The organism is Pseudonocardia sp., from assembly GCF_050250275.1.
Taxonomy (GTDB): domain Bacteria; phylum Actinomycetota; class Actinomycetes; order Mycobacteriales; family Pseudonocardiaceae; genus Pseudonocardia.
This window is the reverse complement of sequence record NZ_JBFWOY010000050.1, coordinates 23,672-30,572: the sequence shown is the minus strand read 5'-3', so window position 1 is coordinate 30,572 and position 6,901 is coordinate 23,672. Positions and strand designations below refer to the sequence as shown.

Annotated in this window: 10 protein-coding genes; 1 reads left to right on the top strand and 9 read right to left on the bottom strand. The window is 71.5% G+C overall.

Annotated features, from left to right (window positions below; translation table 11 throughout):
• Positions 1 to 337: 337 nt before the first annotated feature.
• The 9 genes from AB7F12_RS30025 to AB7F12_RS29985 all read right to left on the bottom strand — a co-directional run bounded on the left by AB7F12_RS30025 (position 338) and on the right by AB7F12_RS29985 (position 6,313).
• On the bottom strand, positions 338 to 1,255 hold the full coding sequence (locus AB7F12_RS30025) for a hypothetical protein (RefSeq protein ID WP_428500124.1): 918 nt from the start codon (positions 1,253 to 1,255) through the stop codon (positions 338 to 340).
• Positions 1,256 to 1,290: 35 nt separating this feature from the next.
• The gene (locus AB7F12_RS30020; RefSeq protein ID WP_428500125.1) at positions 1,291 to 1,698 is read right to left on the bottom strand and encodes a hypothetical protein; all 408 of its coding nucleotides are present in this window, start codon (positions 1,696 to 1,698) and stop codon (positions 1,291 to 1,293) included.
• Positions 1,695 to 2,363, bottom strand: a complete 669-nt coding sequence (locus AB7F12_RS30015) for a hypothetical protein (protein WP_428500126.1) — start codon at positions 2,361 to 2,363, stop codon at positions 1,695 to 1,697. Before AB7F12_RS30015 ends, AB7F12_RS30020 begins: the two co-directional genes overlap by 4 nt.
• 90 nt (positions 2,364 to 2,453) lie before the next feature.
• The gene (locus tag AB7F12_RS30010; protein ID WP_428500127.1) at positions 2,454 to 4,337 is read right to left on the bottom strand and encodes a type IV secretory system conjugative DNA transfer family protein; all 1,884 of its coding nucleotides are present in this window, start codon (positions 4,335 to 4,337) and stop codon (positions 2,454 to 2,456) included.
• Positions 4,334 to 4,696 carry a hypothetical protein gene (locus AB7F12_RS30005; protein WP_428500128.1) on the bottom strand — a complete coding sequence of 121 codons (363 nt, stop codon included), beginning with the start codon at positions 4,694 to 4,696 and terminating at the stop codon, positions 4,334 to 4,336. Before AB7F12_RS30005 ends, AB7F12_RS30010 begins: the two co-directional genes overlap by 4 nt.
• Positions 4,693 to 5,142, bottom strand: coding sequence for a hypothetical protein (locus tag AB7F12_RS30000; protein WP_428500129.1), 450 nt, complete (start codon positions 5,140 to 5,142; stop codon positions 4,693 to 4,695). The genes AB7F12_RS30005 and AB7F12_RS30000 overlap by 4 nt, the downstream gene beginning before the upstream one ends.
• A complete protein-coding gene (locus AB7F12_RS29995; RefSeq protein WP_428500130.1) occupies positions 5,143 to 5,694 on the bottom strand; it encodes a WhiB family transcriptional regulator in 552 nt (183 codons plus the stop codon).
• Positions 5,691 to 5,927, bottom strand: a complete 237-nt coding sequence (locus AB7F12_RS29990; protein WP_428500131.1) for a hypothetical protein — start codon at positions 5,925 to 5,927, stop codon at positions 5,691 to 5,693. The genes AB7F12_RS29995 and AB7F12_RS29990 overlap by 4 nt, the downstream gene beginning before the upstream one ends.
• On the bottom strand, positions 5,924 to 6,313 hold the full coding sequence (locus AB7F12_RS29985) for a helix-turn-helix domain-containing protein (protein WP_428500132.1): 390 nt from the start codon (positions 6,311 to 6,313) through the stop codon (positions 5,924 to 5,926). Before AB7F12_RS29985 ends, AB7F12_RS29990 begins: the two co-directional genes overlap by 4 nt.
• 108 nt (positions 6,314 to 6,421) lie before the next feature.
• Between AB7F12_RS29985 and AB7F12_RS29980 the strand changes: the two genes are divergently transcribed.
• Positions 6,422 to 6,760 carry a helix-turn-helix domain-containing protein gene (locus AB7F12_RS29980; protein WP_428500133.1) on the top strand — a complete coding sequence of 113 codons (339 nt, stop codon included), beginning with the start codon at positions 6,422 to 6,424 and terminating at the stop codon, positions 6,758 to 6,760.
• The last annotated feature ends 141 nt before the right edge of the window (positions 6,761 to 6,901 follow it).

Genomic DNA, 6,901 nt, shown 5'->3' with positions numbered 1-6,901 from the left:
GCACCAAGTGGACGATGCGGTGGAAGCCTGTGATCAACGCATTTGCCATCACGTTCGGTGACCGATGGCCGGGAGCCGAGACCTACTGACAACGACGCCGGAAACACCGATCACGAGACAGACCCGCCGTCAGCAAGATCAACGGGCTGTTGCTGTGTCCGCGGACGGCCGGAGGCCGGACCGCACCCTCGGATCGTGATGCATAGGTGTGATGGCTTTGATCTTGTAGCTGTTGAGTCTGTTTCGGTGGCTCTGTCGGGCTTGCTGGAGTGCTGAGTGGTCATGCTCTGGTCGTTCGTGAGGTGAGTGCAGGGTCGGTGCTGGGGAGCTGTGGTGGTCATGGCTCGGTGTCCTCGTGCTCGGTGTCGTAGTTGCGGTCCGGCGTGTGCGCGGCGGTGCCGCGCGGGTGCGGGGACGGGTGCGGGTGGTCGCGCAGGGTCTTGAGGACGGTCGCGGCGGTGCCGCGGGAGACCCCGGCCTCGGCCTCGACCTCCGACACCGTCGGGAGAGAGCCGTTGCGGGCGGCCAGCCGCGCCGCGGCGGCCAGCGCCCGATCCCGCGCCGGGGCCTCGGCACCGCGTGTGGGGCTGCGTTCAGCCCGTCCAATGAACGGAGTGACCACCGCATCGGCGTCGTTCAACTCGTCGAGCTCGTAGGTCCGGTGGAGGCCGGATTCGAGGACCGGCAGGGGCGCGGTCAACGCGTCCGGGTCGCCGGTTGAACGGGTTGAACGCTGCTTTGAACTGTTCAACGGGACCTGTTCAACGCTGACCGCTGAACTCTGAACGGGCGACTGAACGCCTGAACGCCCACCGGCCGTGGCCGGGCTCGCGGTCGTACTCGTCGTTGGGTCGGGGTCGGCGGCGAGGAGGTGGAGCAGGTGCGCGGCGAGGGCGGCGGCGATCGCCGGCCACGCGCCGATCCCGAACCGCAGCGCCCCCGGCACCGCCAACCCACCGGCCTCCCCCACCGCCTCGGTCGGGATCGCGGGTGGGAGATCGCTGGCGAGGAACACCGCCTGCGCGAGGCCGGACAGCCCGGCGGACAGGACGACGACGGCCCAGGCGTAGCCGCGGGCGGAACCGTGCAGGCGGGCGGTGGCGGTGTAGGCGACGACGGCGAGCCCGTCGGTGATCAGCGGGTAGATCCACGCGATCGACGTCGGGACCCGCGCGGCCACCGCGACCTCGAACAAGCCGTGGGCGGTCGCGGCCGCCGCGCCCAGGGCGACGATCAGGCCGGGCAGCCATAGCACCCACCGGCTCCCCCCGCTGTTGGCGTCGTGGGGGGTCATCGGCGGAGCCGGTCGTGGCGGGCGATCCGGTCGCGCTGGACCAGTCGCTGCGCAAGCGCGGTCCAATCGGCGCCGGCGGAGATCGCGTGCGAGGCCTGCCGGGCGGCGGCCATCCGTGACGCGCGCAGGATCGCGGTCTCGGCAGCGAGGCGGGCGGCGATGATGATCGGGTCGCGCTCGACCAGGCAGCCGAGCACGAACACCGCGACCGCAGCCCGCTGCGTCGTGTCGTCGCCGGCGACCCAGTCTGAGGTGCCCAGCAGCGGGATGTCGACGCCGGGCCGGGTCGCGGCGATCCAGCCGCCGAGCAGCGCTTCGATCGCGTCGACGTCGCGCTCAACCAGATATGACCGCGGCTCCGGACGCTGTGGGGTGGAGTCGTGGGCGTTGGTGGGTGTGGTCATCGGTGGGCTCCGTTCACGCTCTGGCCGGCGGGTTCGGGCGGGCAGTTCTCACGCGCGGTGGCCCACCAGGCGGCGATCTCGGCCAGCTGTCCGTGTGCCGGGACCGCGGGGGCCGTGGCGGTGAGTGGTGGGCGGCCGCCGCGGGTCTGGTGACGCTCGACCGAGCAGGACCCGACGTTCTGCCGGACGCGCCGCACCACGCCCGGCCTCTGCCGGTCGTGCCAGTCCCCGGCCAGTGCGACGGAGGCGGCGGGGCCTTGGTAGGCGGCGGACCAGGCGTGCATCAACCAGACGAGTTCCTCGACGACGTCGGGGTGCCATACCCAGCAGTCCGGTAGCACTGCGGCCCCGTCGGGGTATCGGAGGTAGATCGCGGCCAGCCAGGCGGTGAGGTCGTCGAGCAGGGCGGTGGTGTCGTCGGGGTTGGTGGGGGCGAGCAGCCAGGTGGGGGCGGGGCTGGCGTTGCGGCGGGTCGCGATCGAGGCGACGGTTTCGGAGAGCCGGGCGAGGACCTCGGCCAGCTCGTCCACCCGCGCGGGCAGTGTGGTGAGGGGGTCGATGTCGCGGCGCAGGCCGTCGACAAGCCGGGCCAGCCCGGCGACCGGCCCGGACCAGCCGCCCTCGTCGCCTGCGCCTGGGTTCGCCGGTGGATTGTTCGAGCTCATCAGGATTCTCCAGATATTCGTGGCGCGCCGCGGCCAAGCCGACCCGTTACTGGGGCGGGCCTGGCCGCGACGGGCGTCATGCGGAGTGGGTCAGCCGGTGGGGCGTCGGTCCCGGTCGTCCTCGTCGTCGAGCGGAAGGGCGTCGACCACGACCAGCCGCGGCCGTCCCTGCGCTGGCTCGTGTGGGCCGGCGGTGAGCACCCCGCGGATCGGGCGGGCCACCTCACGACGCCGAACGAGGCGACCGACGCGGAGGCTGATCCGCGCCGGCAGCGCCCGCCACCAGGCGGCGATCTGCTCGAGGGGTTCGACGAGCTCGGGGTGGTCGTCGGCGAACTGGGCCCATCGGACCTCGCGGCGCTGCCAGATCATCTGCGCCCGCCCGATCACCGGCGGGATCCCCCGACGGATCACCAGCACCCGCCCAGCCGGGAGGTTCGCGATCTGCGCCGGTGAGAGCACCGCCGTCTTCCGCGTCCCCCTCGCGGTTCTGTTCCGAGCCGGGTCGACCGCGTCGGCAGGTTCGTCGCGTTCCCCGGTCAGGGTGGACCAGAACTGCAGATCGTCGCGGTCACGGGTGCCGCCGAACACCATGATCGAGCCCGAGTTGTTCAGGATCGTCGCCGCGTCGTGAGTGCCGTAGCGGGCGAGGAGTTGGGCGCGGGACTGGAACGCGCAGATGATGTTCACCCCACGCCCACCCATGTCCGCCGTCCACGACTCCAGCGGGACAGGGCAGATCAGCGCCGCCTCGTCCAGCGCCAGCCGCAGCGGCGGGTCGAGCCGGCCGCCGGGGCGGGTGGCGGCGGTGCGGCGGGCGGCCCGGGCGATGTGCCCGGTCAACGCACACACCAACGGAGCGACCTGGGCCTCCTCACCGCCGAGGAGGTAGACGGTGCCGTTGGTGGCGAGGAGTTCGTCGACGTTGAGCGGGCGGGCCCACGGTCGCTCCTCCCCCAGCCCGGCCGCGGCCGATGCTACGGGGCTGGTGAGCCAGCCGAGGGCGGGCATGATCGTCGAGGTGATCGAGGACCGGGTGCGGTCGTTCGTGCCCAGGAACTGTCCGAGGTCGAGCTCGAACGCCGGCTCGGGGCTGCGCCGCAGCAGGACCGTCACTTCCCGCGACGCGGCCTCGGGATCGGCCAGCCACCCGAGGACGTCACGCATCGTCTTCGAACCGAGGGCGGCGGCGTGCAGGAGCGCGGCCAGGACACGACGGCCCTGGGCATCCCAGAACTCCCGATCCCCCGACGCCCCCGCCCGCGTCGTCGCGGCCAACATGTCCGTCGCGCGCTCCCCGGCCATGACCGGGTCCGCGCAACCCGACACCGGGTCGAAGGTGACCGTCGAGGGCAGCCCGGCGAGGCCGACGGCGTTGAACACCCACACCGGTCCACGACCCGACCTCACGGTCGACGTCAGGTCGTAGAGGTCCGCGCGGGTCGAGGCGACCAGCACGGCGCCGGGGGCATCGAGGACCTGCCCGGCCAGCCACCCCGACTTCCCTGTCCGCGGGCCACCGAAGATCAGGGTGACGTCCTCGACCGAGGACCACACCCACAACAACCCGGTGCGGCACAACCGCACCGCCACCTCCGCCACCGGCAACCGGCAAAGGTCACGGCGGTCCATCCCGGCCAGCGACGGGCGGACCGCGCCGGCGCGGCGGCGCATCGCACCACTGCCGGCGTGGCGGACAACGTCGAGGGTCGAGGCAACTCCGGACTTGCGCCGCGTCCGCGATCCCCAGCGCTTCACCGTCGACGACGAGCGCGTCCACCAGTGCCACAGCCACAACCCGCCTGCGCCGGCAGACAGCAGCAGCACCGGAAGTCCGACCGCCGTGGCCAACGCGGCGAGGGGCAGTAAGGCGACCAGGCCGAGACAGATTGCCAGCACGGTCGCCCCGCGCTTGGCCGCGATCACCGTGCCGGCCACCGCGGCGACCGGGATGAAGAAGGTCCAGAGACTCATCGCAGCACCCCCAGGGCATAGGCAACGGTGTCAGTGATCGCCCGGGCATTGGCCGGGCCCATCCGGGAGAACCGGAACCGGTCCTGACCCAACGCGATCGCCAAATCCAGCACCGCGATCTCACTCGTCGACGCCTTCCCGAACTCGCCGCCGTCGAACGCGGCGCGGGCGCGGGTCCAGTCGATGCAGCAGGTCCCGTCGCGGTCGCGCTCGATGCACGATTCGCGGAACTCCTCGCGGGCCGGCCAGGTGCCGTGCACGATCAGCAACCCGACCGCCGCCCCCACGTGGGGGCTGTTCCCGCGCGCCCACCGGCGCAGCCCGATCACCGCCGAGGTCGACGACGTCGGCGCGCTCACCGGGTCACCTCCGCAGGGACCTGCGCGCAATCGATCGAGCCGTCGGAGTCGGTGCCGGTGTTGTCGGCGGATTCGTCGACGCCGATGTGGCTGATCCGGGACCAGAAGGTGTTCGCGATCCGGTCCGCGCTGCGCAGCCGGGCGGCGAGCTCGTGCAGGTCCATCGCCGCCGCGTCGAGACGCTCGCGCGGGTCGACCACCCGCGAGTCGTCGTAGACGGGGCGGGTGTCGCCGTAGTGGGCGACCTGCCAGGCCCACACCTCGGCCAGGCTCGCCACGGCGGCCAGGGTGTCGACGACGTCGGCGGTCATCGCGTAGAAGTCGGCGTGGTCCGGCTCCGCCGTGCGCTGGGCCAGGACCGTGGCGCGCCAGGCCTTCGCCCCGGCGCGGGCCTCGCGGGCGGCTTCGGGGGTGTCGGGGTCGTGGTCGTTCGTGTGGGTGTTCATCTAGTGTTCGTGTCCTTCCGGTGCTGTGTTGCCTGCCAGGGCCTGCTGTGCTGTGGAGATTCGGAGGGGAGCTCCGGTAGCCGCCGGACTCCCCTCCCCGACCCCGCCTGTGTAAGTGGGTGCCTGGGCTGCGTGGCGGGCGTCGGAGCGCCAGCGCTGCGCCGTTTCCCGGACCACGCCGAAGCGGCGCATCAACTCCGACGCGCTCATCCCCGCCGCAGCCGCGCTGCGGCCGGCCGCGGCCCGCTCCCGCTGCCCGTCCGGCGGGAGCAGCCCAACCCGCGCGTCCACCAACTCGACGCCACGCTGGCGGCGCAGCGCGGTCCGTTCGGCCGGGGTCGTGCCGCCGGCGATGCCCTCCGGCAGCACCCGTAGTGCGTAGTCGAGGCATTGGGTGCGGACCGGGCAGCCCGCGCAGATCCGCTTCGCCGCGGTGACCTGCCGGTCGAACTCGGTGCCCCGGTCGGTCTCGGGGAAGAACAAGTCCGGGTCGACCTGGACACACAGCGCGTCCGCGCGCCAGTTCCTGACCTCGTTGCGCGCGGCGGTCATCCGACCGCCTCCGAACCCGCCGGCGGCTGGTGGTTGAGAGCCGGGGTGGTCGAGTCGTCCACCGTCGACAGGAACGACGCCACCGCCTCCGGCAACCCCTGCCCCGCCGGAGTCGCCACGAACAACACCAACGCGACCAGCGAGAACACCACCGCACCCATCGGGACTCGGCACTTCGCGCAGATCACCGCACCCACGATCGCGAACAGAATCAGCACACCGACACTGCTCACGCGACACCCCCGGGCAGCTCGACCTCAGCTGCGGTCAATCGAGCGAGCGCAGCGACCTGGTCATGGCGCCACTGCGTGGTCCAGTCCCCGAGGTCGACGCATTTCCCGGTGACGAGGACGTCGTCGACAAGGCGGTCGATCACCGCGCCCGGCACCACGTACCGGCCGCCGATCTTGAGCCCGGGAAAGCTCCCGCTACGCAGGTGCCGGTACAACGTCGACTCGTCCAGCCGGAGAATCTCGGCGGTCTCAGCCGCTGTGAAGAAGGCCGGACGCCCTCCCCGCGGTCCACTGACTGCTCGCTCGTCGACTGATGCGGGTCTCATCCCGTCTCCCGGGTCGGTCATGCCTGCCATGCCAAACACTCCCCTCGTTACCAGTTTCACGCTCAGTTTGAGCGTAGATTGATAGTTCGTCAACAGCCTTCCGCGCGTGATCCACGATCGGCACTGCGCTCTAGCTAGGCTCGGCGCGCAATATCCCTGGGAGGGCTCGTGGATCAAGACTGGACTGCTGTCGGCGAAGCCTTGCGCTCACGCCTCGACGAACTCGGCATGACGATGACCGAGCTCGCGTCCAAGTCGGGAGTGTCACTGACGACCGTCCGCGAGCTGGTCCACGTGCTGAATACTCGACGACGGCAGCCCCGGACACTCGTCTCCCTGTCGACCGCCTTGGGCTGGCCAGCGGAGCAACTTGGCTCCGTGCTCCGCGGGCGCACGCTCCACGTACCCACGGCTACCTCGGGCGATTTCGCGTCGATCCACGCCGAGCTCCGCGACCTTCGTCATCGAGTCGAGGTACTCGAGCGCGCACTCATCGACAGGCCCTGACTCCTCGGCTCCGCGGGGTCGTGTGGCGTCGCGGACGCTGCGCCTAGGCGTTCGAGTGACTGCACCGAGCGTGTTCGTCGGGCCCAACGAGCCAGGGGCATCCACGCTCGTGAGTCGCAGTCGGGGACTGCTCTGCGTTTC

What these genes read in the sequence shown, in the direction of transcription:
- AB7F12_RS30020 (WP_428500125.1), bottom strand. Translation starts at nt 1,698, where the DNA reads ATGACCACACCCACCAACGCCCACGACTCCACCCCACAGCGTCCGGAG.
- AB7F12_RS30015 (WP_428500126.1), bottom strand. Translation starts at nt 2,363, where the DNA reads ATGAGCTCGAACAATCCACCGGCGAACCCAGGCGCAGGCGACGAGGGC.
- AB7F12_RS30010 (WP_428500127.1), bottom strand. Translation starts at nt 4,337, where the DNA reads ATGAGTCTCTGGACCTTCTTCATCCCGGTCGCCGCGGTGGCCGGCACG.
- AB7F12_RS30000 (WP_428500129.1), bottom strand. Translation starts at nt 5,142, where the DNA reads ATGAACACCCACACGAACGACCACGACCCCGACACCCCCGAAGCCGCC.
- AB7F12_RS29995 (WP_428500130.1), bottom strand. Translation starts at nt 5,694, where the DNA reads ATGACCGCCGCGCGCAACGAGGTCAGGAACTGGCGCGCGGACGCGCTG.